Source organism: Rhizobium sp. 01N447_2 (genome assembly GCF_056399245.1).
The window spans coordinates 1-21,982 of the sequence record NZ_JBFTQY010000068.1 but is presented as its reverse complement, the minus strand read 5'-3'; the positions used below and the strand labels follow the sequence as shown (position 1 = coordinate 21,982).

Genomic DNA, 21,982 nt, shown 5'->3' with positions numbered 1-21,982 from the left:
GTTGGGATCGGCTGCCTAGATCTGTCCGACGTTAACGGAAGCAGGCAAGTCGGATATGAACCTCCATCTCGAAACGGACGACGATCCGCGCACCCGCCAGTTCATCGACGAGCACAACACGCTTTCCGACGCGGCACTGAGAACACCGCAATTTGCTGAAGATCGCGACGCGATCAAGGCGCTGATCGAGCGGCAGGACAGGCTGATCGTTCCGATGCGCCGAGGCGAATGGCTGTTCGATTTCCGGCAGAGCAAGGACAATCCTCTCGGCGTCTGGCTCCGCCTGGCGGCGGACCAGGAGCCGCTTCCCGACGCCGCCTGGGAGCCGGTCTTCGATCTCGACGCCTTCTGCGTGAGGGAAGGCAAGCGCTGGAACTGGCGCGGCGTCGTCACCTGCCCATGGGAACCCACGCGAGTGCTGCTCACACTTTCGGACGGCGGCTCCGACCTTCTCCGCCTGCTCGAATTCGATGCCGGGCTGAAACAGGTCGTCGTGGGCGGCTTCGATAGCCCGGCCGCACGATCGCATGCCACTTGGCTGAACCGCGACGAAATCTGCTATTTCGGTTCCATCGACCGATTTTCGGCAACCCGTTCCGGGTGGCCGCGAGTCGGGCGGCGATTGAAGCGCGGGCAGCGACCGGAAGATGCCGCCGTCATGTTCGAAGCAGCAGATGAGGACGTCTACGGCTTCAATCTCGTCATCGACCCTGCTCTATCAGGCGCTTCGCCGGATCACGGATTGATCGACATTTTCGTCGCCGCCCACGAGATCGGCGTCGCCAGCGCTTTCCTGATCGCCAACGACGGCACGCGGCAGCGCATCGATCTGCCAGCCGATGCCGATTTCCAGTTCAATCGCGATCATTGCCTTTGGCGGGCAAAGACCGATGAGCGCGTTGCGACCGGCAGCCTCGTACTGCAACGCTTCGGTCCTGCCTCGGAGACGGCCCTGCTCGGGCCGGAGCGGATCCTGTTTCAGCCTGGCGAGGGCCAGTCCATCTCGCAGATGATACTGATGCGCGAGYGGTGCGTCTTCATCATTTCCGACCGGCTGCGCCCGCGTCTCATGGTGCTGGACCTGACAAGGCCCGATTCCGAGCAGCGCGAGATCGCGTTGCCGGCAGACATGCAGACCGCTCATTTCAGGCCGCTCCATGCGGATCTGCATCTTGGCGACGATACGCTCTACATCGTCGGCCAGGGTTTCCTGCAGCCTCCGGCCTGTTACCGCCTTGAGCTCTCGGATCGCAGCAAGCAGGCCGAGCCGATTTTCGTCGCCGCGGCGCCGACCTATTTCGATGCGACCGATATGTCATCCGAACTGCTGGAGGCTGTTTCCGAGGACGGAACGAGGGTTGCTTATCGGCTGGTCCTGCCGAAGCAATGGACCAAGGGCGCGCTGCCGGTCCTGCTGTACGGCTATGGCGGCTTCGATGTTTCGCTGTCGCCGAACTATTCCGGCGTGACAGGACGCTGGCTGGAGCAAGGCGGTGCCTATGTGCAGGCCTATATCCGCGGCGGCGGCGAATTCGGGCCTGACTGGTATCGCAGCGCCAAGCGGCAGGGGCGAGTCCGGGCGTTTGCCGATTTCGTCGCCATCGCCCGTGATCTCGTCGCCCGCGGCTACACCGTGCCGTCGCGGATTGCCTGCCAGGGCGGCAGCAATGGCGGTCTGCTGACCGGCGTGATGCTGACGCGCTATCCCGATGATTTCGGCGCCGTCTGGTGCCAGGTGCCGGTCCTTGACATGACACGCTTCCACCTGTTCAGCGCAGGGCAAGCCTGGATGGACGAATACGGCGACCCGGAGACGCCGGTGGACCGGGATTTCATGCTCGGCTATTCGCCGCTTCACAATGTCAGGCCGGCGACCGAGGTCACCTATCCCCCTATCTACGTCGAAAGCTCAGCCAATGACGACCGTGTGCATCCCTCGCATGCGCGCCGCTTTGCCGCGCGGCTGGAGCAAGAAGGACACCGGCCGCTCTTCCATGAATTCGGCTCCGGCGGGCATGGCGGCGACGGCAATTCCGAAGAGCGCGCCGCCCGCGCAGCGATGGGTTACAGCTTCCTTCGCCAAACCATCATGCGATAGGATGCCATAGAATGGAGGAGGAGAGCTTGTCGGCGCGCCTCTTTCTGAATACAAACACGGCAATAATCATACTTTTCATACAGGCTCGAGCGAAACACCATGTCTCCTATCATTCTCGCCATCGTCGGCGTCGGCAAGATCGTCCGCGACCAGCACCTTCCCTCCATCGCCAAGAACCCGGATTTCGCGCTCGTCGCCACGGCAAGCCGCCACGGCACAGTCGAAGGCGTCAAGAGCTATACGACGATCGAGGCGATGCTCGACGCCGAGCCCTCGATCGATGCCGTTTCGCTCTGCATGCCGCCGCAATACCGCTACGAGGCAGCCTATAAGGCGCTCGTCGCCGGCAAGCACGTCTTCCTGGAAAAGCCGCCCGGCGCGACGCTGAGCGAAGTGGCCGATCTCGAAGCGCTGGCGAGCAAGCAGGGTGCGTCGCTCTTTGCCAGCTGGCATTCGCGCTATGCGCCGGCCGTCGAGTCCGCCAAGGCATTTCTTGCCTCGACGACGATCAAAAGCGTGCATGTGATCTGGAAGGAGGATGTCCGCCACTGGCATCCGAACCAGGATTGGATCTGGCAGGCCGGCGGCCTCGGCGTTTTCGATCCCGGCATCAACGCGCTGTCGATCGTCACCCATATCCTGCCGCGGCCGATCTTCATCACCGAGGCCGTGCTCGAATTTCCCGAGAATCGCGATGCGCCGATCGCGGCCGACATTCGCTTCCGCAATGCCGACGGCCTGCCGGTTCACGCCGAATTCGACTGGCGCCAGACCGGCAAGCAAAGCTGGGACATCGTTGCGGAGACGGCAGCCGGCCAGATGGTGCTCGCCGAGGGCGGCGCCAAGCTTTTGATCGACGGCGCGCTGAGATTTGCCGAGCCGGAGCAGGAATATCCCTCGCTCTACCGTCGCTTCGCCGAAATCATCAAGGCCGGCAAATCGGATGTCGACCTCGCGCCGCTGCGCCACGTCGCCGACGCCTTCATGCTCGGCAAGCGGAAATTCGTCGACGCGTTCCACGACTGAGCGTCGTAATAACGTCATAGAAACCGGCAAGATTTGCCGGCTTATGGCAATTGTGTTCGGGGGCAGCCGCTCATGAGCAACAAAATCCGCCGCAACGGCCGATTTTTCCGCGTGTTGAAGATTGGCATCCTTGTGGTGCCGCTTCTCGGCCTTGCAGCATGTTCGGGCGAACAGGCCGTCATGCCTCCTGATGCACCGGGCGTTTCCCGATCCGAGGAATATTCCTTCGGATCGGCGACCCAGGCTCAGGATTGGCAGGCCACCCGCAAGGTGTTGGGCCAACTGGAAGGGCGGTTCGGAGAGAAGTCCGTGCGGATACTGGCCCGCAATCTCGCCAGCACCACCGACCCGCAGACCATCAAGGCCTATTATGCCGACCGCCTTGTCCATCAAGCCGGCTGGGCGGAAATGCCGGTCAGCACCTTTGCCGACAAGGCGTGGGCATTCGCTTTTGTCAGTCCGAATGGAAAGCGGGTTTTGGCAGTGGAGGCGCTCAATCCGTCGGAAGGTGTGGGAGGGATCGTCCCCCTCAACATGCTGACGAACCTCGACGAGGACAAAGGGTCGTAGGGATAACGGCTTCCGCCGGCCGGTGAGAACGAAGTTGGAAGGTTTCATGCGGCATTCGAAGTGTTACGGCTGTAGTGTCGTAGCAAAACGGTCAGGCCTTCTTCTCCCACCGCCCCTCTGACGTCTGCTGCCAATAGGTGAGGTTATGCCCCTCGCCTTTCAGCTTCTTCCACTGCGCACGGGCGGCTTCCAGCTGCTCCTGATCGTGACCATCGAACATGAAGACGATGCGCTCATAGGCATCGGCCGGCGGCGGCTCGGCGCCGTCGACGATGAAACGCACGGTCGCTGCATTGGCATTGTCTGGCGTCACCGTCAAAAGCACCGGCTGGCTTTCGGAGAAGTCCGCCTCGTCGGTGCCGTGCGGCAGGAAGCTCTCCTCGCGGAAAGTCCAAAGATGCTGATCGAGAGCATCGCGTCGCGCCGGCTCACACATCTGGACGACAACGCGCCAGCCGCGCTCGACGCTTTTGTCGATGAGCGGCGGAAGCGCGTCCTCCAGCCTGGTTTCGGTCAGATGATAGAAGAGAACGTCCGTCATCAGGATTCATAATGGGCGCGAACGAGCTCGTCGAGCAGGCGCACGCCAAAACCGGAACCCCAGGACTGGTTGATCTCGTCCTGCGGCGAGCCCATCGCCGTGCCGGCAATGTCGAGATGCGCCCAAGGCGTCTCCTGCACGAAGCGCTTGAGGAAATGCGCGGCCGTGATCGAGCCGGCCTGTCGGCCGCCGGTGTTCTTCATATCGGCAAATTTGCTGTCGATCAGCTTGTCGTAGTCCCTGCCGAGCGGCATGCGCCAGAGCTTCTCATTGCTCGAAAGGCCGGCTGCCGTCAGCTGGGCGGAAAGCTGGTCGTCATTGGAGAACAGGCCGGCATGCACATTGCCGAGCGCGACGACGATTGCCCCGGTCAGCGTGGCGAGATTGATCATGAACTGCGGCTTGAAGCGGTCGTTGCAGTACCATAGGGCATCACAGAGCACGAGGCGGCCCTCGGCATCGGTGTTGATCACCTCGATTGTCTGGCCCGACATTGACGTGACGATGTCGCCTGGACGCTGGGCGTTACCGTCGGGCATGTTCTCGACCAAGCCGATGATGCCGACCGCGTTGACGGCGGCCTTGCGGGAGGCGAGTACATGCATGAGGCCGGTGACGGCGGCCGCACCGCCCATATCGCCCTTCATATCCTCCATGCCGGCGGCCGGCTTGATCGAAATGCCGCCGGTATCGAAGACGACACCCTTGCCGATGAAGGCAACGGGACGATCCTTGCCCTTGCCGCCCTTCCACTGCATGACCGCCAGGCGCGGCGGGCGCACGGAGCCCTGGGCGACACCGAGAAGGGCGCCCATGCCAAGACGGCGCATCTCCCGCTCCGTCAGGATTTCCACTTCGACGCCGAGCTTTTCCAGCTCCTGTGCCTTGGCGGCGAATTCAACGGGGCCGAGCACGTTCGGCGGTTCGTTGACGAGGTCACGGGCAAGATTGACGCCGCCGGCAATCGCTTCGGAATCGGAAAACGCCTTCTTGGCACCGCCCGGATCGGCGGTGACGATCGTCACCTTGACGGATTTCGCCGGCTTCTCCTCCTCGTCGCCCTTCTTCGTCTTGTAGGTATCGAAGCTATAGGCGCGCAGCAGCATGCCGAGCGCGAAATCGGCGGCTGCCCGCGCGCTCGTCTCAAGCCCAGGTACGTCGATGAAGACAGCAGCCTTGTCGGTATTCTTGATTCTCGATGCCACAGCACCACCGGCCTTCAGCCAGTCATGGGCAGTGAGTTCGGCGGCCTTGCCAAGCCCGATGACCACGATGCGCTCGACGGGCGCGCCTTCGGGGGCAACAATATCGAGCGCGCCCATGGATTTCGCGGAGAATCGGGCGATCCTGGCAGCCTTGGCGATCACGCCTGCCGGGTCGACCGCTTCGGCGCCGGCAGCGCTGTCGGCCTCCGCAGTCTTCAACAGGATCGCCAGGCCGCCATTGAGCTTTGCCGACTTCGAGAATGAAATTTCCAACTTTACTGACATGTCTTCTCCGCTGGGATTCTTTGAAATCCGTCCCTCGCGGATAATTTCGCGTTTGGCGGGTCTGTCAATGGCTTGCGACAATTGTTATGGTCGCCCGCGGCCATCATGGCCCTCATGTTTTCGTCAGTTTCGTAGATATTCGCGTTGACAGTTTTTTCGAAAAATCGATGGCGGGACCTGGCAATCCGCCTGCCGAAAACGACTTTCGGTGCATTCATGCTGCTGTTTTGGACGTGGTGGGCGCTGCTTGTGGTCTTCCGCGCCTTCCCCGGAATAGACATCTATTTTTCCCAGCTTTTTTTCGTGGGTGCAGATTGCGACGCGACGGCCGCCACCGGGAGCATCTGCGGCAGCTTTCCCTATCGCGACGTCGCGACCTTCGACCTGCTGCGCACGGTCTTCTTCCGCCTGCCCTATGTGGTGGCGATCGTGATGCTGTGGAAACTCGTCGAATGCTACCAGCAGCACGGCGCGACCTTCAACGCCGAGCGGGCGCAAAAGCTCAAAGTCGCGCTCGGAACGCTGCTGATCGGGCCGGTGCTGCTGGTCAATGTCGTCCTGAAGGAACATTGGGGCCGGCCGCGGCCGATACAGACGGACATTTTCGGCGGTGCGCTGCATTTCGTCGAGGCCGGTTCGCTTGCCGGAAAATGCGTTTCAAACTGTTCGTTCATCTCGGGCGAGGCAGCAAGCGCCGGCTGGCTCATCTGCCTTCTGCTCTTCGTTCCGAAACCCCTACGTTATGCGCTGGCGGCGCCTGTGGCGGCGATCTCGATCCTCACCCCGGCGATGCGGCTATCCTTCGGCGCGCACTACCTTTCCGACGTCGTTCTTGGATGGCTTTCGTCGCTCGTCGTCTTCGCCGCGTTGCTGGCGTTAACTGAGTCGCAACAGCATCAAAAAAATTCTGAAATTTGAATGAATTTTTGACACCAGCTTGTCGCAAAAGCGCGACAAAGAGCGTAGAGGGATTCTCCTGCAAAGCCGTTTGGGCGTGCAGGTGCTTTCAAGGGCAGGCATGAAACTACTCGAGACATACATATTGCGGCGCGTCGGCCAGATGTTTCTCGTGGCGCTCCTGCCCGTTCTGGCGATCATTTGGACGACACAGGTTCTGCAGCGCATCAATCTGGTCACCGACAGCGGCCAGTCGATCGGCACGTTCGCCAAGCTGGCGACGATGATCCTGCCGTCGATCATTCCCGTCGTGCTGCCCTTTGCCCTCGTTATCGCGATCACCCAGACGCTGACGACGATGAACAACGATTCCGAGCTCACCGTCATCGACGCGGCCGGGGCGCGGCGCAGCGTGCTGATCCGACCGATCCTGCTGCTTGCCGCCGTCATCAGCGTCTTTTCCTTCTTCGTCGACAACGTCGTCGAGCCGCGCGCAAAGACCGTCGTGCGCCAGATGATCGCCGAGACCTATGCTGACCTCCTCTCTTCGGTGATCGAAGAAAAGACCTTCCGCAAGCTTGATGAAGGCCTTTATGTGCAGATCTCGAAGCGGATGGCCGGCCGCATGCTGAAGGGCCTTTTCGTCGCCGACGAGCGCGACCCGGCCTACGAACTGATCTATTAYGCGAAGGAAGGCGCCGTCGACGATACGGGCACGACGCTGATCATGCATCAGGGCGAAGTGCACCGCAAAACGCCCGATGGCAACGTCTCGGTCATCAATTTCGATTCCTATTCCTTCGACCTCTCGGACATGACGGAGAATCGCGGTCAGGCGACGCTGCGTGCCAGCGACCGCGATCTGTGGTTTCTGTTCAATCCAGATCCGGCCGACAAGGACTATACGATCCGGCCGCAGAGCTACCGCGCCGAACTGCACCGCCGGCTGACGGACTGGATCCTGCCCGTCGTCTTTGCACTGTTTTCACTGGCGATCGCCGGCGATGCGCGCTCACACCGCGAAGCGCGGCTGCATCCGATGGTGAGCGCGCTTGCCTATGCCTTCGCGATGCGATGGGCGGCCTTCTACGCGGCCAATCAGATCGACACCGACCCTGAATATATCGTCGTCCTCTACGCCATTCCGATCGTCAGCAGCATCGTCTCGATCGTCTTCCTCGGCCTGCACAAACGACTGGTCATGCCTTCGTTCATTCGGGACCGGATTTCGTCCTTCTGGAGAGGGATGCAGGAAAGGCTGCTTGCCGCGACCGGCAGGACCGGCGGGGGCGCTGCCCAATGATGTTCGGGACATTGTCGCGTTATTTCTTTCGCCGCTACCTGGTGACGACGGGCTGGTTCCTGATCGGCGTCTCGGCGATTTCCTTCCTCCTCGATTTCAGTGAGACGGCGGGCCGCATGTCCGGACTTCCCGGCTACACGATCGGCGGCGGCGTCCTGATGACCGCGGTGCGCCTGCCGCTCATCCTGCAGCAGACAGTGCCGTTCATCGCTCTCTTCGTCGGCATGACGGTGCTGATCGGGCTCAACCGCAAATATGAACTCGTCGTCACGCGCGCAGCCGGCATTTCGGTCTGGCAGTTCATGTTCCCCTTCATCGCCGGCTCGCTGGCGCTCGGCCTGTTGACGATGGCGGCGTTGAACCCGCTTGCGGCCTGGGGACAGCGCCAGGCGCTGCTGGTCGAATCCGACTGGCGCGGCGAGAACGCGGTTTTGCGCAAGGCGCCGCAGATTCCGTGGCTGCGCCAGATCAGCGGCCGGGACGATGTCATCATCGGCGCGCAGACGGTCCAGGAGAACGGAACCAAGCTGATCGACGCCGTGCTGATCCATTTCGATTCAAGCGGTCAGGTCATTCTGAGACAGGACGCGGCCACGGCAAAATTGGAAGATGGTTACTGGCAACTTAACAACGTTGTCGAGCGCAAGCCTGGCGAAATCCCCGTGCGCAAAGCTTCGGTTCAACTTCGCACCAATCTGAAACAGGACTTCGTCCAGGAGCGGCTGACAGCGCCGGAAACAATTGGTTTCTTTGACCTTTCCAACCGGATTGCGGCGGCCAAATCCTTCGGCATCTCGACCAAGGCGCTGGAGACGCAATTCAACTCCCTGTTGTCCCAGCCATTGCTGCTGGTGGCCATGACTTTCATTGCTGCAACAGTGTCCCTAAAATTTAGCCGGTTCAACCAATCCCGCTCCGTGATTCTGGGTGGCATCCTTTCGGGCTTCATGCTTTATGTCATCACCGTGCTTGTAAAGGCATTCGGAAGCAGTGGAGTCGTGCCCCCCTTCGTGGCGACGTGGATACCGGTGGTCGTCGCGCTGGCCTTGGGTGCGACTATTCTGCTTCATCAGGAGGACGGCTAGTGGCGGCAGGCGACCGCAAGTATTTTAGTAAACAGTTGGTTGCCCTGCTTGTCGGCGCGGCTTTATGTTCCTATTTCGGCAGCGCCCCGGCCTCTTTCGGCCAGGCCAGCGCGCCCGAACAAAATATAGAGAAGAAGATTCCCGAAGGGGCCAAGCTTCTGCTTTCGGCCAATGAACTGGTCTATAACCGTGACGCCGATCTGGTGTCGGCGGTCGGCGGCGTGCAGATCAATTATGCCGGCTACAAAATGGTCGCGCAGAAGGTCGAGTACAATCAGAAGACCGGCCGGATGATGGCGATCGGCAATATCGAGCTGGTCAGTCCCGACGGCAACCGCATCTATGCCGACAACCTTGACGTGACGGACAATTTCGCCGACGGGTTCATGAACTCGCTGCGGATCGAAACCGCCGACAATACGCGTATTGCCGCCGAAACCGGCGAGCGCGTCGGCGGCACCAAGATGATTCTCAACAAGGGCGTCTACACGGCCTGCCTTCCCTGCGCCGAAGATCCGAAGCGCGCGCCCTTCTGGCAGGTCAAGGCCCAGCGGGTGATCCAGAACGGCGAGACGCATACGATCCGTCTGGAGAGAGCGCGCTTCGAGTTGCTCGGCCATCCGATCGCCTTCCTGCCGTTCATCGAAGTTCCCGACAATACAGTGAAACGCAAGTCGGGCTTTCTCTTCCCGACGATGAGCCTGTCGCAGAATCTCGGCTTCGGTCTTTCCGTTCCTTATTACTATGTGATCTCGCCAAGCATGGACGCGACGGTCACCGCCACGGGCTACACCGCCCAGGGCTTCCTCATCGAAGGCGAATTTCGCCAACGCTTCGAGAATGGCACGCATATTCTGCGCGTCGCCGGCATCGACCAGGCAAAGCCGGGCAACTTCAGCTCCGGCACCAGCGATGCCGAAGCCGGCCAGCGTGGCATGGTGACATCGAAGGCCGAATTCCGCATCAATCCACGCTGGACGTTCGGCTGGGACGTCATGATGCAGAGCGACAACAATTTCTCGAAAACGTACAAACTCCGCGGCCTGACCGGTACGGATCGGACCAACCAGATCTACCTGACGGGACTTGGGAAACGCAATTATTTCGACATGCGGGCGTTCTATTTCGACGTCCAGGATGCCGACCGGACGAACACCGCCGAAAAACAGCAGGCGATCGTCTATCCGTCGCTCGACTATCACTACGTGGCGCCGCAACCGCTTGCAGGCGGCGAGCTTTCGGCTGATGTCAACCTGACGAATATTTCGCGCACCCATGACGACTTCTATACCGTCGACGGCTTCGACCGCTTCCGCGGCCTGAAGGGACAAACCTCGCGGCTGACTGCCGAGCTGCAGTGGAAGCGCACTTATGTCACGCCGACCGGCTTGGTGATCACGCCACTGCTGGCCGCGCGCGGCGATGCCTTCGCGCTGAACATGGACGACCCCACAGGTTACGCCGGCAACTACGACGACGGCAATTCAGCCACCCGCTCGATGTTCACCGCCGGGCTGGAGATGCGTTATCCGATCCTGATGACGACGGACAATAGCACCCATATCCTCGAGCCGATCGCACAGATCTATGCCCGCCCCGACGAGCAGTTGGCAGGCCGCCTGCCGAACGAGGATGCGCAGAGCTTCGTCTTCGACGCCACCTCGCTGTTCGACCGCGACAAATTTTCGGGCTACGACCGCGTCGAAGGCGGGACCCGCGCCAATGTCGGCATCCAGTACACCGGTACATTCGACAGCGGTTACAAGCTGCACGGCATCTTCGGCCAGTCTTACCAGATCGCCGGCCAGAACTCGTTTGCGACCGATGATCTCGTCAATGTCGGCGCGGATTCGGGCCTTGAAACCGACCGCTCCGATTATGTCGGCCTTGGCGGCGTCGAGACGCCGTACGGCGTTTCCGTCGCAGCCTCCTACCGGCTCGACGAAAAAGATTTCGAATTCCGCCGCGGCGATCTGACGACGGCCTACCAGAACGACACCTTCGCGACGCAGCTGACCTACACCCATCTCAGCGCCCAGCCGGCATATGGCTTTGCCGAGGACAATGACGAGATCCAGACCAACAGCAGCGTCAAGTTCAAGGATTACTGGTCGATCTTCGGCGGCATTGCCTGGGATCTGAACAATGATGTGATCAGCCGGCGGACGATCGGCCTCTCTTATGACGACGAATGCACGATCTTCACGATCGCCTATACGGACAGCAGAGATTCCGACGACGAGTCGGGAAGCGACTGGACGATCGGCGCACGGCTGACCTTCCGCACACTCGGCGACATCAAGATCGGTTCCGACACCCTCGAATGACCGGCGATCCGCGCAAACATGGCCTGAAGCCATTCTTTCGCCGTAAGCCTGTGCAGGACATTGCCGCCAGTCGGTATCTGAGGCATAGGGGTTTCGCGCCGTGACGGAAGCGATTTCTGCGTGTCTCGCACTGTGGTAAGAACGCCGCGAATAACGGCTCGCGACGCTATCGGGAGGTCAACAGATGATTGACGCGAAAAAAGCCATAACCAAGTTCCTCGCCGGGGCAGCGCTTGCGTTGCTGACAGGCCTTGCCGGACCAGCGCTCGCGGTAAGTGAAGTCAAGGCCGTGGTCAACGGCACCGCCATCACCAGCGGCGATGTCGCCAAGCGCCAAGCCTTCCTGCGCCTGCAGCATACGAAGGCCGATGCCAAGACCGCCGAGGAGCAATTGATCGACGAGGCGCTCAAGCGGCAGGAAGTCTCCCGTGTCCATATGTCGGTGTCGCAGCAGGACGTCGATGCGTCTTTTGCGCGCTTTTCGAGCGGCAACAAGCTTTCCCCCGAGCAGATGTCGCAGATCCTCGATCGCGCCGGCGTCGGCGTCGACCATTTCAAGGGTTTCATCGCCGTGCAGATGAGCTGGCCGCGTGTCGTCAACGCCCGCTACGGCTCGACCTCGCGGCTGTCGAACTATGATCTCGTCTCGCGCATGATGCAGAACAACAAGCAGAAGCCGGTGACGACGGAGTATATGCTGCAGCAGATCATCTTCGTCATTCCGCAAGCCAAGCGCGGGGCCATCACCGGCAAGCGCAAGGGCGAGGCCGAGGCGTCGCGCTCCAAATTCCCGGGCTGCGATCAGGCAAAGGTGTTTGCTGCGACGATGCGCGACGTTTCCGTGCGCGATCTCGGCCGCATGCTCGCCCCCGAGATCCCGCCGGATTGGAAGCCGCTGGTCGAGCAGGCCAAGGGCAACACGACAGGGACCCGCGTCACCGACAAGGGTGTCGAATATCTGGCAATCTGCAGCCAGCGGCAGGTCTCCGACGACCAGGCAGCCGAAATGGTCTTCCGCCAGGAAGATCTCGACAAGTCCAAGGGCGGCAAGGACGCCAGCCCGGAAAACGAAAACAGCAAGAAATACCTGGATGAACTGCGCAAAAAGGCGCAGATCGCCTATCGCTGACCGACAATGGCGATACCGTTTTCTCGACCGCTTGCGCTGAGCCAGGGCGACCCCGCCGGCATCGGGCCGGACATTACTCTGATGGCCTGGCTCCGGCGGCGTGAACTCGGGCTGCCGCCTTTCTTCCTGATCGGCGATCCCGATGTCTTGGCGCTGAGAGCCCGCCAGCTCAATCTGGCGGTGTCGATCCGCGAGACCGATAATGCCAGCGAGGCCGCTGGCATGTTTGCCGACGCGCTGCCCGTCATGACCATACCGGCCGGCATCGAGGTCGTGGCTGGCGAGCCGCATGCGGCAACGGCGAAAGGCACGATCGCTGCGATCGAAAAAGCCGTGTCGCTTGTCATCAACGGCGAGGCGCTCGCGGTCGTTACCAACCCGATCGCCAAGGCCGTACTCTACGAGTCGGGTTTCCGGTTTCCCGGCCATACAGAATTTCTCGCCGATCTCGCCGCCAGGGCGACCGGCCGGCCGGTGACACCGGTGATGATGCTGTCCGGACCGAAACTCAGGGCCATTCCCGTCACCATCCACATTCCGGTCCGGGATGTGCCGCAGGCGCTGACGGGCGAACTGATCATGGAAACCTGCCGGATCGCTCATGAAGACCTGAGGCAGCGCTTCGGCATCGAGGCGCCGCGGCTTGCCGTTGCCGGCCTCAACCCGCATGCGGGCGAAGGCGGGGCGATCGGCAAGGAGGACGAGGACGTCATCCGTCCGGCGATCGAGCGCCTGCGCGACGAGGGCGTCGATGCGATCGGTCCCCTGCCCGCCGACACGATGTTCCATGACGAGGCGCGGGCGCGATACGACGTCGCCGTCTGCATGTATCATGATCAGGCATTGATCCCAGCCAAGGCACTCGGTTTCGACGACAGCGTCAACGTGACGCTTGGGCTTCCCTTCGTACGCACCTCGCCGGATCACGGCTCCGCTTTCGGCATCGCCGGCAAGGGACTGGCGCGCGAGCAGAGCCTCGTTGCGGCCCTGAAGCTCGCCGCCCAGCTCGGCCGCAGTGCGGAAAGCCGCCGCTGATGGCAGCACTCGATGGCCTGCCGCCGCTTCGTGACGTCATCCAGCGTCACGGCCTCGATGCGCGCAAGGCGCTCGGCCAGAATTTCCTGCTCGATCTCAACCTGACGCAGAAAATCGCCCGCACGGCGGGGGCGCTCGATGACGCGACCATTTTCGAGGTCGGCCCCGGCCCCGGCGGACTGACGCGCGCGATCCTGGCGCTCGGCGCCAGGAAGGTTATCGCCATCGAGCGGGATGCACGCTGCCTGCCGGCGCTCGGCGAGATCGCCGATCATTATCCCGGCAGGCTCGAGGTGATCGAAGGCGATGCGCTGAAGACGGATTTCGAGACATTGGCGCCGGAAGGCCCGATCAAGATCATTGCCAACCTCCCCTACAATGTCGGCACGCAGCTCTTGGTCAACTGGTTGCTGCCGAAAGCCTGGCCGCCGTTCTGGCAGTCGCTGACGCTGATGTTCCAGAAGGAGGTCGGCGAGCGCATCGTCGCCAACGAAGACGACGACCATTACGGCCGTCTCGGCGTGCTCTGCGGTTGGCGGACGGAGGCACGCATGGCTTTCGACGTGCCGCCACAAGCCTTCACACCGCCGCCGAAAGTGACGTCGACGGTCGTGCATCTGGTCCCCCGCGAAAACCCCATCCCCTGCGCTGTCGCCAATCTGGAAAAAGTGACGCAGGCCGCTTTCGGCCAGCGTCGCAAGATGCTGCGCCAAAGCCTGAAACCACTCGGCGGCGAGAGCCTGCTCGTCAAGGCCGGGATTGATCCGGCGCGACGGGCTGAGACCCTTTCCGTCGAGGAATTCTGCCTGTTGGCGAACAGCCTTTAGAGCGGTTCAACTTTTCATGGAAGTGTAGAACCGCTCTAACCTTTTGTTTCTACGCAATCCCGGACGCAAAACCGCTGCGCACTTTTGCTGGACTTGCTCTAGATCCAGGATGACGTCATCCGAAACCGCGCACGTTCCGGCATCGCGTTTTAAAGCGACGGCGTCTCTTCCAGGAGCTCGCGGACAAAGTCGAACATGCCATGGCGGCGGTCGCGGCGCAGGCGTTCGGCCTTGACGATCGACTGGACGGCGTCGAAGGCAGCGTTGAGGTCATCATTGATGATGACGTAGTCGTATTCGCGCCAATGGGCGATCTCGGCGCGGCTGTTGGCGAGGCGCGTCTGGATGACCTCTTCGGAATCCTCGGCACGGCGGTGCAGCCGCGACTGCAGCTCGGTCATGGTCGGCGGCAGCACGAAGATCGAGACGACGTCGGCCGACATCTTCTCCTGCAATTGCTGGGCGCCCTGCCAGTCGATATCGAAGAGCATGTCGCGGCCTTCCGCCATGGCCTGCTCGACCGGCTCACGCGGCGTGCCGTAGAAATTGCCATGGACCTCGGCCCATTCGAGCAGCGAGTCGCTATCGCGCAGCCGCTCGAACTCGCGCACACTCTTGAAGTGGTAGTGCACAGTCTCGACCTCGCTTGGGCGGCGCTGGCGCGTGGTGACGCTGACGGAAAGGCCAATTTGCCTGTCTGTCTCCAGAAGCGTGCGCGCGATGGTGGATTTGCCGGCGCCCGACGGCGACGAGATCACAAGCATCAGACCGCGGCGGGCGATCTGCACGGGCGAGGATTTCGCCGGTTTCATGTCTTACTCCAAATTCTGGACCTGCTCGCGGAACTGGTCGATCACGACTTTCAACTCGATGCCGGCAGCGGTAACTGCCGAAGCATTCGACTTCGAGCAGATGGTATTCGATTCGCGGTTAAATTCCTGTGCAAGGAAGTCCAGGCGACGCCCGGCAGGGCCACCTTTCACCAGAAGATCGCGCGCTGCGGCGATATGAGCCTTCAGACGATCGATTTCCTCGCGCAAATCCGCCTTGGTCGCCAACAGTGCGGCTTCAACATGCAGCCTGTCGCGGTCGAGTGCGGCCATGCCGTCCATCAACAAGGCGACCTGCGCGGCAAGCCGCGCAGCGATCTCCTGCGGCGAGCGCGAGGGATCGACGTCGATCGTTCGTGTCAGGCCTTCGATCGTCGTGATATGGTCGTGAAGAATGCGGGCCAGCGCCGAACCTTCCTGTTCGCGCATTGCTCTCAGATCGGCAAGCGCGGCCAGCAGGCCGGCAGCGATATCGGCGTCACGGGCGGCAAGCGCCTCCTCGCCATCCTCGCTTTCGCGGAATTCGACGATGCCGCGCACCAGAAGCAGCGTATCGAGCTTCAGCGGCGCCGGATCGATGACACCGTCCAACTGCTCGCGCATGGCCAGCACGGCGGCAAGCGCCTCCTTGTTCAGCACCGCCTCGAAACGGTTCTCGTCGGCGGTGATGGATAGCGATGCCTGCAGGTTGCCGCGGCTGAAGCTTTCACCGGCGAGACGGCGGACCTCTGCCTCCATGCGTTCGAGGCCGGGCGGCAGGCGCAGGCGCAGGTCGAGGCCCTTGCCGTTGACCGAGCGCAATTCCCATGCCCAGCGCCAGCGGCCGCTCGTTCCCTCGCGCCGCGCAAAACCGGTCATGGACTGCAAAGCCATGCGAGCCTCCCGAAAGTATCAGTTGATCTTCTTTTTCTTCGGCGGCACGACGGTCGCGCCACTATCCGCCGGCTGCTCTTCCGGCTGGCCGTCGACTGCGATGTTCGGGTCCGAACCCTTGTCGGCCTCGAGCTTGCGCCAGCGCTTGACGTTGGCATTGTGCTCCTCGAGCGTGGCGGCGAAAACATGGCCACCAGTGCCGTCAGCGACGAAATAGAGGTCCTGCGTCTTCCAGGGATTGGCGACGGCTTCCAGCGCATCCTTGCCGGGATTGGCGATCGGCGTCGGCGGCAGACCCTTGATGACATAGGTGTTGTAAGGTGTATCCCGCTTCAGGTCCGACTGGTAGATCGGCCGGTCGGCCGGTTTGCCTTCGCCGCCGAAGAGGCCGTAAATAATCGTCGGATCAGACTGCAGGCGCATGCCCTTGCCGAGCCGGTTCAGAAAAACGGAGGCGACATGCGCACGCTCGTCGGGAACGCCAGTTTCCTTTTCGACGATCGAGGCGAGTGCCACGAATTCCTCCTTGGATCGCAGCGGCAGCGAGGAGTCGCGCTTGTCCCAGATCTGATCGACGAGCTTCTGCTGCGCAGCCGCCATCTGGTCGATGATTTCCGAGCGCTTGGTGCCGCGCGAGAATTTGTAGGTATCCGGACGAAGGCTGCCCTCGGTCGGCAGTGCGGCCGGCAAGTCGCCTTCCAGCACAGTATCCTGCAGCATGCGGTCGAACATCTGGCGGACCGTCAAGCCCTCGGGGAAGGAAACGGAATAGAGAATGGACTTGCCCGATTTCAGAAGCTCCATGATATCGCTCATGGAAGCCCTCGCCTTGATCTCGTATTCACCCGCCTTGAGGCTCTCACCCGCAGACAGATGCGTTGCCGTGAGATAACGGAAGATGCGGGCATCGCTGATGATCGCGTTGCGCTCGAGGTTCGAGGCGATTTCGGTCAGACCAGCGCCGTTGCGGACGATGAAATTGGTGTTGGTCTGCAGCGGACCGGGATTCCGATAGGTCGATGTGGCGTAGTAGAAGCCGATAACGGCGACGACGCAGACCAGAACCGCCATCGTCATGATGAAGTTCAGGAAAAGAACGACCTGGCCGCGGGCTTTCTTGGACCGCTTCGGCGGCTCCGGAACGCGCTCAGGACGCAGGGCTTCGCTCGGCGACTTCGGGATGATCGGTCCCTTCTGTGCCTGGGTATCGTTGCTCTGGTTCGTCGTATCGCTCACCGGCAATCCTCTAAAACTTGACCCTCACTTCGCTATTTCGCGAAGCAATGCGGCAAAAGCAGGTTCTGCCGCCGTTCAACGACGCCGTTGCCGGTCGTTGTTCTTTCGCACGCCCTCCTACGCAAAGTAGAGGACGGCCGGTTGCGGTGTAAGGGAGACCCGTTACACCGCATACAGGACTCTTATTGCGCGTAACGGCGCAGTACGAGCGACGCGTTCGTGCCGCCGAATCCGAACGAGTTGGACAGCGCCACATTGATTTCCCGCTCACGCGCCTTGTGCGGAACAAGATCGATCGCCGTCTCACGTTCGGGATTGTCGAGATTGAGCGTCGGCGGCGCGATATTGTCGCGGATGGCGAGCGTGGTGAAGATCGCCTCGATGGCGCCGGCAGCACCGAGAAGGTGTCCTGTCGCTGACTTGGTCGAGGACATGGAGATCTTCGACGCCGCATTGCCGACCAGCCGTTCGACGGCGCCAAGTTCGATCGTGTCGGCCATGGTCGAGGTACCGTGAGCATTGATGTAATCAATATCGGACGGTGTCAGCCCGGCGCGCTTCAGCGCCATCGCCATACAGCGGCCGGCACCCTCGCCGTCTTCGGAGGGTGCGGTGATGTGATAGGCATCGCCCGACAGGCCGTAGCCGACGATTTCGGCATAGATCCTGGCGCCGCGCGCCTTGGCATGTTCCAGTTCTTCGAGCACGACGATGCCGGCGCCCTCGCCCATGACGAAGCCGTCGCGGTCGCGGTCATAGGGACGCGACGCTTTCTTCGGGTCGTCATTGTGCTGGGTCGACAGCGCCTTGCAGGCGGCAAAGCCTGCAAGCGAAATGCGGCTGACCGGGGATTCCGTGCCGCCGGCGACCATGACGTCGGCGTCGCCGAGCGCGATCAGCCGCGCGGCATCGCCGATCGCATGCGCACCCGTCGAGCAGGCGGTGACGACCGAATGATTGGGTCCGCGCAGCTTGTGGCGGATCGAGACCTGGCCGGAGACAAGATTGATCAGGCGGCCGGGAATGAAGAAGGGGGAGATGCGGCGCGGGCCTTTGTCGCGCAGGGTGTAACCCGCCTCGACAATGCCTTCGATGCCGCCGATGCCGGAGCCGATCAGCACGCCGGTGGCGATCTGGTCCTCATCGGTTTCGGGATGCCAGCCGGCATCGGCAAGCGCCATGTCGGCGGCGGCCATGCCGTAGATGATGAAGGGATCGACCTTGCGTTGCTCCTTCGGCTCCATCCACTGATCGACATTGAAGGTGCCGTCGGTGCCGTCGCCAACAGGGATACGGCAGGCGATCTTGGCGGGAAGGTCATCGACCTCGAATTCGGTGACGAGGCGGGCGCCGTTCTGGCCGGCAAGCAACCGCGACCACGTCACCTCTGTTCCGCATCCCAAGGGTGATACCATGCCGGTACCGGTGATGACGACACGTCTCATCGCGTGCTTTCCCCGTCTCTTATGTTCTATGGAGAAATATGCCGAAAAGAAAAGGGCGGACTCCAGGCCCGCCCTTTCTCAAACTCACAGGATCAGGCCTGCGCCTTCTCAATAAACTTCACGGCATCGCCGACCGTCAGGATCGAGTCGGCAGCGTCGTCAGGAATTTCAACGCCGAATTCTTCTTCGAAAGCCATGACAAGTTCGACCGTGTCGAGCGAGTCAGCGCCTAGATCGTCGATAAAGCTGGCGCTCTCGACGACCTTGTCGGCATCGACGCCAAGATGATCAATAACAATTTTCTTTACGCGTTCTGCGATATCGCTCATGTCGGTTTCCTCGACCTTATGTCCTGATCGGAATGCCGTTGCGGCACCCCTACCCTGTTTCAGCCTGCGATGTTTTCAGACATCCTCGGCAAACTCGTTTACCCGGCTTCAGAGATGTTCCAGGCTTGCAAAAAGCCCGCCGGTTCGTCTGCTTTCTCGGGACGACTGTTCACAGTCATGGCCCGCTTAACATGCTTTATGTCTGCCGCAAAGCCAGAAAATCAACGCTTCGTGATTGCTCAACATGCTATTGGCGGAAATATTCCCATGCCAACGGTTTGTCGTTTCAGATCATCGCCATGCCGCCGTTTACGTGCAGCGTCTGGCCGGTCATATAGGCAGCCTCGGAGGACGCGAGGTAAGCAACCGCCGAAGCGACCTCGCCGCCCGTGCCCATGCGCTTCATCGGGATCGCTCCCATGATCGCTTCCTTCTGCTTGTCGTTCAGCTTGCCGGTCATGGCGCTCTCGATGAAGCCCGGTGCGACGCAGTTGACCGTCACGTTGCGGGTGGCAATTTCCTGCGCCAGGGACTTGGTGAAGCCGATCATACCGGCCTTGGAGGCGCAGTAATTGGCCTGGCCCGGATTGCCGGTGACGCCGACGATGGAGGTGATGTTGATGATGCGGCCATAGCGGCGGCGCATCATCGGATGCGTCAATTCGCGCGTCAGGCGGAAGGTCGATGTCAGATTCACTTCGAGGACGCTGTCCCAGTCCTCGTCGCTCATGCGCACGAACAGGCCGTCGCGGGTGATGCCGGCATTGTTGACGAGGATGTCGACGCCTTCAAGGTCGGCCTCGGCCTTCTGGCCGAGCGCCTTGACCTCATCGCGGTCGGACAGGTTGGCCGGGAAGATCTTGACGCGCTCGCCGAGTTCGGCCGCTAGCGCTTCCAGCTTCTCGACACGGGTGCCGTGCAGGCCGACGATGGCGCCCTGCTTATGAAGAAGGCGGGCGATTTCCTCGCCAATACCGCCCGATGCGCCTGTGACGAGAGCCTTGCGGCCGGAGAGATCGAGCATGGAAACGTTCCTTATATCAGGGACACCAAATCCGGTGTCCGGGGATACCAATCAGGCCATGAGGGCGGCGACGGCCGCGTCGATATCCGCCGGACCGTTGACGGAGATGCCGTTGATCGTCTTGTCGATGCGGCGGGCAAGGCCGGTCAGCACCTTGCCGGAACCGAGTTCATAAAGCGTCGTGACGCCATTTCCAGCGAACCACTCCACCGTCTCGCGCCAGCGGACCTGACCGGTCACCTGCTCGACCAGGAGGCTGGCGATCTCGTCGGCGGCTGTCACGGGGGCGGCACGGACATTTGCAATGAGGGGCACGATGGGATCGGATTTTGAAACCATTGCCAGTGCTTCGCGCATGGCGTCGGCGGCCGGCGCCATCAGTGTCGAATGGAACGGAGCGGAGACGGGCAGCAGAATGGCGCGCTTGGCGCCCTTGTCGGTCGCGAGGCCGGCGGCCTTTTCGACGGCTGCCTTCTCGCCCGAGATGACGATCTGGCCGCCGCCATTGTCGTTAGCGATCTGGCAGGCGCCGACAGCGGTGGCTGCCTCGCAGACGGCAACGACGTCGGCATGTTCGAGGCCGATGATCGCGGCCATGGCGCCGACGCCGACAGGAACAGCCGCCTGCATGGCATTGCCGCGAATGCGCAGCAGCCGCGCGGTATCGGCGAGCGAAAAGGTGCCGGCGGCGCAAAGTGCCGAATATTCGCCGAGCGAGTGGCCGGCGACGTAAGCGACCTTCGACTTCAGATCCAACCCTTTGGCTTCCAGAACGCGAACAACGGCGATCGAGACGGCCATCAGCGCCGGCTGGGCGTTCGCCGTCAAGGTCAACGTATCCTCGGGACCGTTGAACATGACGTCCGAAAGCTTTTCACCGAGCGCCTCATCGACCTCTTCAAAGACGGCTCGGGCTTCGGCAAAATTCTCGGCGAGATCCTTGCCCATGCCGACGGCCTGACTGCCCTGGCCGGGAAAAGTGAAAGCAATGGTCATTCTCGTGTCCCTGGCTCATGCCCCTGATTGCGCCCCTTAAGGCTGTTTTGCCTCCAATTGACATTCTTTCCGGCAGAGTCAAGTGGCGGCCCGTTCTCCGCAAAGCCTTTCGCGCACGCGCAAAAGCCCGGTTTTTGCTCTTGCGCTCCGCCAAATCCAGCCTAGATTTGCGCGGACCCTCCCAAGGCTTCCACCTCTCTCCCAAGGTTTTTCCATGAAGTACAATTCACTAGGCCGCACCGAGATTTCCGTTTCAGAGATCTGCCTTGGCACCATGACCTGGGGTTCGCAAAACAGCGAAGCCGACGCGCATGCGCAGATGGACTATGCCGTCGAAAAGGGTGTCAATTTCTTCGATACGGCCGAGCTTTATCCGACCACCCCGGTTTCGGCCGCGACACAGGGCCGGACCGAAGACTATATCGGCAGCTGGTTCAAGAAGACCGGCAAGCGAGGCGATATCGTGCTCGCCACCAAGGTCGCGGGCCGCGGCCGCGACTATATACGCGGCGGCGAAGGTGCCGATGCGAAGAATATCCGCCTGGCGCTCGAGGCCAGCCTGACGCGGCTGAAGACCGATTACATCGACCTCTACCAGATCCACTGGCCGAACCGCGGCCATTTCCATTTCCGCCAGAACTGGAGCTACAATCCCTTCAATCAGGACCGCCACGAGACCGTCGCCAATATGCTCGACATCCTGGAAACGCTCGGCGCGCTGGTGAAGGAGGGCAAGATCCGCGCGATCGGGCTTTCCAACGAAACGACCTGGGGCATACAGAAATACCTGACGCTCTCCGAACAGAAGGGCCTGCCGCGCGTTGCCAGCGTCCAGAACGAATATAATCTGCTCTACCGTCATTTCGACCTCGATCTCGCCGAGCTCTCGCATCACGAGGATGTCGGGCTGCTTGCCTATTC

20 protein-coding genes are annotated in these 21,982 nt (G+C 61.5%); 11 read left to right on the top strand and 9 right to left on the bottom strand.

The features are described from left to right. Positions 1 to 55: 55 nt before the first annotated feature. The 3 genes from AC1ECN_RS30795 to AC1ECN_RS30785 all read left to right on the top strand — a co-directional run bounded on the left by AC1ECN_RS30795 (position 56) and on the right by AC1ECN_RS30785 (position 3,694). Positions 56 to 2,098 carry a prolyl oligopeptidase family serine peptidase gene (locus AC1ECN_RS30795; RefSeq protein ID WP_477955050.1) on the top strand — a complete coding sequence of 681 codons (2,043 nt, stop codon included), beginning with the start codon at positions 56 to 58 and terminating at the stop codon, positions 2,096 to 2,098. Positions 2,099 to 2,197: 99 nt separating this feature from the next. Then, a complete protein-coding gene (locus AC1ECN_RS30790; protein ID WP_130672322.1) occupies positions 2,198 to 3,124 on the top strand; it encodes a Gfo/Idh/MocA family protein in 927 nt (308 codons plus the stop codon). Positions 3,125 to 3,196: 72 nt separating this feature from the next. Next, positions 3,197 to 3,694: a hypothetical protein gene (locus tag AC1ECN_RS30785; protein ID WP_130661320.1), complete on the top strand. Its 498-nt coding sequence runs from the start codon at positions 3,197 to 3,199 to the stop codon at positions 3,692 to 3,694. 91 nt (positions 3,695 to 3,785) lie between these two features. Here the strand turns inward: AC1ECN_RS30785 and AC1ECN_RS30780 are convergent, their stop codons facing one another. Then, complete coding sequence (locus tag AC1ECN_RS30780; RefSeq protein ID WP_130655125.1) at positions 3,786 to 4,235, bottom strand: DNA polymerase III subunit chi; 450 nt, start codon at positions 4,233 to 4,235, stop codon at positions 3,786 to 3,788. Then, positions 4,235 to 5,725, bottom strand: a complete 1,491-nt coding sequence (locus AC1ECN_RS30775; RefSeq protein ID WP_130672321.1) for a leucyl aminopeptidase — start codon at positions 5,723 to 5,725, stop codon at positions 4,235 to 4,237. Before AC1ECN_RS30775 ends, AC1ECN_RS30780 begins: the two co-directional genes overlap by 1 nt. A gap of 144 nt (positions 5,726 to 5,869) precedes the next feature. Here AC1ECN_RS30775 and AC1ECN_RS30770 point away from each other — a divergent pair, with 144 nt between their 5' ends. The 7 genes from AC1ECN_RS30770 (at position 5,870) to rsmA (ending at position 14,328) form a co-directional block, all read left to right on the top strand. Then, the gene (locus tag AC1ECN_RS30770; protein ID WP_018070550.1) at positions 5,870 to 6,643 is read left to right on the top strand and encodes a phosphatase PAP2 family protein; all 774 of its coding nucleotides are present in this window, start codon (positions 5,870 to 5,872) and stop codon (positions 6,641 to 6,643) included. Between the two features lie 100 nt (positions 6,644 to 6,743). Beyond that, complete coding sequence (lptF, locus tag AC1ECN_RS30765) at positions 6,744 to 7,925, top strand: LPS export ABC transporter permease LptF (RefSeq protein WP_024321202.1); 1,182 nt, start codon at positions 6,744 to 6,746, stop codon at positions 7,923 to 7,925. Further along, positions 7,922 to 9,010 carry an LPS export ABC transporter permease LptG gene (gene lptG / locus AC1ECN_RS30760; protein ID WP_018070552.1) on the top strand — a complete coding sequence of 363 codons (1,089 nt, stop codon included), beginning with the start codon at positions 7,922 to 7,924 and terminating at the stop codon, positions 9,008 to 9,010. Before lptF ends, lptG begins: the two co-directional genes overlap by 4 nt. Continuing rightward, on the top strand, positions 9,010 to 11,337 hold the full coding sequence (locus AC1ECN_RS30755; RefSeq protein ID WP_018070553.1) for an LPS-assembly protein LptD: 2,328 nt from the start codon (positions 9,010 to 9,012) through the stop codon (positions 11,335 to 11,337). The genes lptG and AC1ECN_RS30755 overlap by 1 nt, the downstream gene beginning before the upstream one ends. 184 nt (positions 11,338 to 11,521) lie before the next feature. Continuing rightward, entirely contained in the window at positions 11,522 to 12,466 is a 945-nt protein-coding gene (locus tag AC1ECN_RS30750; RefSeq protein WP_130661318.1) for a SurA N-terminal domain-containing protein, read from the top strand. Positions 12,467 to 12,472: 6 nt separating this feature from the next. Continuing rightward, the gene (gene pdxA / locus AC1ECN_RS30745; RefSeq protein WP_130661317.1) at positions 12,473 to 13,501 is read left to right on the top strand and encodes a 4-hydroxythreonine-4-phosphate dehydrogenase PdxA; all 1,029 of its coding nucleotides are present in this window, start codon (positions 12,473 to 12,475) and stop codon (positions 13,499 to 13,501) included. Next, positions 13,501 to 14,328 (top strand): 16S rRNA (adenine(1518)-N(6)/adenine(1519)-N(6))-dimethyltransferase RsmA, encoded by an 828-nt coding sequence (rsmA, locus tag AC1ECN_RS30740; RefSeq protein WP_130661316.1) that lies wholly within the window; start codon positions 13,501 to 13,503, stop codon positions 14,326 to 14,328. The genes pdxA and rsmA overlap by 1 nt, the downstream gene beginning before the upstream one ends. A gap of 149 nt (positions 14,329 to 14,477) precedes the next feature. On the opposite strand, the gene gmk is transcribed toward rsmA, so the two are convergent. The 7 genes from gmk to fabD form a co-directional block, all read right to left on the bottom strand. After that, positions 14,478 to 15,140 carry a guanylate kinase gene (gmk, locus tag AC1ECN_RS30735; RefSeq protein WP_075224229.1) on the bottom strand — a complete coding sequence of 221 codons (663 nt, stop codon included), beginning with the start codon at positions 15,138 to 15,140 and terminating at the stop codon, positions 14,478 to 14,480. A gap of 3 nt (positions 15,141 to 15,143) precedes the next feature. Next, complete coding sequence (locus tag AC1ECN_RS30730; RefSeq protein WP_075224230.1) at positions 15,144 to 16,031, bottom strand: YicC/YloC family endoribonuclease; 888 nt, start codon at positions 16,029 to 16,031, stop codon at positions 15,144 to 15,146. Between the two features lie 18 nt (positions 16,032 to 16,049). Continuing rightward, entirely contained in the window at positions 16,050 to 17,267 is a 1,218-nt protein-coding gene (gene mltG, locus AC1ECN_RS30725) for an endolytic transglycosylase MltG (protein ID WP_075224231.1), read from the bottom strand. Between the two features lie 182 nt (positions 17,268 to 17,449). Next, positions 17,450 to 18,712: a beta-ketoacyl-ACP synthase II gene (gene fabF, locus AC1ECN_RS30720; protein ID WP_018070559.1), complete on the bottom strand. Its 1,263-nt coding sequence runs from the start codon at positions 18,710 to 18,712 to the stop codon at positions 17,450 to 17,452. A gap of 92 nt (positions 18,713 to 18,804) precedes the next feature. After that, positions 18,805 to 19,041 (bottom strand): acyl carrier protein, encoded by a 237-nt coding sequence (locus AC1ECN_RS30715; protein WP_003547058.1) that lies wholly within the window; start codon positions 19,039 to 19,041, stop codon positions 18,805 to 18,807. A gap of 286 nt (positions 19,042 to 19,327) precedes the next feature. Continuing rightward, positions 19,328 to 20,065, bottom strand: coding sequence for a 3-oxoacyl-[acyl-carrier-protein] reductase (gene fabG, locus AC1ECN_RS30710; protein WP_018070560.1), 738 nt, complete (start codon positions 20,063 to 20,065; stop codon positions 19,328 to 19,330). 51 nt (positions 20,066 to 20,116) lie between these two features. Beyond that, the gene (gene fabD, locus AC1ECN_RS30705; protein WP_075224232.1) at positions 20,117 to 21,061 is read right to left on the bottom strand and encodes an ACP S-malonyltransferase; all 945 of its coding nucleotides are present in this window, start codon (positions 21,059 to 21,061) and stop codon (positions 20,117 to 20,119) included. 214 nt (positions 21,062 to 21,275) lie between these two features. Between fabD and AC1ECN_RS30700 the strand changes: the two genes are divergently transcribed. Continuing rightward, the coding region (locus tag AC1ECN_RS30700; protein ID WP_477955046.1) for an aldo/keto reductase at positions 21,276 to 21,982 on the top strand (707 nt) is incomplete at its 3' end.